This window comes from Methanoregula sp., assembly GCF_002835825.1.
In the GTDB taxonomy this organism is placed as follows: domain Archaea; phylum Halobacteriota; class Methanomicrobia; order Methanomicrobiales; family Methanospirillaceae; genus Methanoregula.
Genome location: NZ_PIZH01000383.1, coordinates 1 through 2,001 on the forward strand (window position 1 = coordinate 1; position 2,001 = coordinate 2,001).

Sequence of the window (2,001 nt, forward strand, 5' to 3'; positions counted from 1 at the left end):
GTTCGATGAGGCACTCATTGCCCGGCTTGAGAAGATCGCAGCAGCTACCCGCATCAACATCGCCGGGGAAGGCGGGGAGTACGAGAGCCTCGCGCTCCACGCTCCGTTCTTCTCCCGGCCAATCACCTTCACCACATCGGAGATCCGGTCGTCGCCCGGCCGGTACGAACTGGTCCTTGGGGGCATTTGCTGATGGTGCAAGAAAGCGATGTCCGTCTCGGGCAACTAACCCGGTTCATCTTCACCGCCCCGTCATGGAAGCGGTCGCTTGTCCTGATCCTCATCCTGGGTTTTCTCATCGATGGTGCTACGGCAAAGTCCTGGCTCAATCTCAACCTTGAAGGGCCCATCTCGTTCATGTTGCCGGGAGTGATCAGCAGTTACCTCTCGCTTCCCGAGACCTTCATCTTCTCTGGAACTCTGGTCTTCTCCCTTCCGGCCATCTTTGCCCTTGCCCTGACAAAACCGCTCATCGAGCTCTGGGGCAAAACGATGACCTGGAACCGCTCGGGCCTCCTTGCCCTGACCTGTACGGTCTTCTCGGTCATCATCACCCTCGCCTCGCTTGCGATCTCGGTGACGCTCATCCCCCTCTTCTATGCGATCTCGCTCGGGTTCATCTTTGGTCTGCGACTCCTTGTGCTTGTCGCAATCGCAGACTACCGCATCCACCGGATGGTTCTTCCGGCCCTTATCCAGAGCCTGATCGGGGTCATGGTCGGGGTCTTCCTCTTCTCCCCGTCGTTTGCCATCTTCGCCCTCGTCCTCCACCTCGTCTTCGGCCTCGGGTTTGCCATCCTGATCTGGATGATCGAGCAGCCCCTCAAACGGGCCTTCAGGGTCCGGGGGCTTGCGTTCATCAACGCATTCATCGCCCACATGACCGACGGGTCGAAGAGCATGGAGGACTTCTTCCGCGAGATCGGTGAGGAGATCAGCGTGCCGCAGGTGAGTTTCTTCTTCAAACGCGAGGCAGGCAAGCCCGTGATCTTCACCGTCCCCAACCTCCACCCGGGCCCGATGGGCGAGATCGGGGGAGGGAACCTGCCAAAGGTCCTCCACGACTATTTCATTCCCGAGGAGACCTTCGTTGCCCACGGGTGCGCAACCCATGACTTCAACCTTGTTTCGGAGAAGGAGATCGGGAAGGTGATCGATGCCCTCCAAAAATCCCGCTCGGGACTTGAGTATACGGCGGTTGCAGGGAAATCCGGCCGTATCCGTTATGGGAGCGTTCAGGTACTGCACCAGCGGTTTGGCGACTCGCTTCTCCTTGTCATGTCCCGGTCTCCCGAGCGTACCGAGGATCTTGATTTTTCCATTGGGATGATCATCATGGCCGAGGGGCACCGCTTGTTCCCTCATGTCGCCGTGGTTGACGCACATAACTGCATGACCGACCTTTCATCCCCGGTCCTCCTTGCCACGCATACGGCAACGGAATATATTGAGGCTGCGACACGTGCGATGGACGTGAGCCGATCGATACGCCTCTCCCCGTTCAGGATCGGCGTCTGCCACCGTACCGTGCCCTTCAGCCGCGAGCAGGGATTTGGCGATCTCGGCATCCAGGTGATGGTCGCGGAGATCGAAGGGCAGAAGACCGCGTACGTGCTCATCGATGGCAACAATATCGCAGAGGGGGTCCGCGAAGCCCTCATGGAGCATCTCCTGACGCTCGTCGACCATGCCGAGATCATGACCACCGACTCCCACGTGGTCAATACCATTACCGGAAAGAATCCGGTCGGCATGGCAGTTCCTCCGGAAGAGATCGCTCCGGAAGTGATCCGGGCGATCCGGGATGCTATCCTCGATCTGACACCGGCAAGCGCCGCCGCGGCAACCGCCCGGTGCGAGAATGTCGTCGTCTTCGGTTCGAACCGGATTGTCCAGCTGGCAAGCACCGTCAACGCCATGCTCGTCTTCGTGGCACCGCTCTCCCTTGCAATGCTGCTCCTTGCCTTCTTCCTCTCAATCCTGGCCTACGCGATCATGGGA

1 protein-coding gene and 1 pseudogene are annotated in these 2,001 nt (G+C 59.4%); both read left to right on the forward strand.

Annotated elements, in window-relative coordinates:
* A pseudogene (locus tag CW742_RS11325) lies at nucleotides 1–193 on the forward strand (ATP-binding protein); the annotation flags it as partial.
* On the forward strand, nucleotides 193–2,001 hold a 1,809-nt coding region (locus CW742_RS11330), incomplete at its 3' end, for a DUF2070 family protein (RefSeq protein WP_292420458.1). The pseudogene CW742_RS11325 and the gene CW742_RS11330, both read left to right, overlap by 1 nt.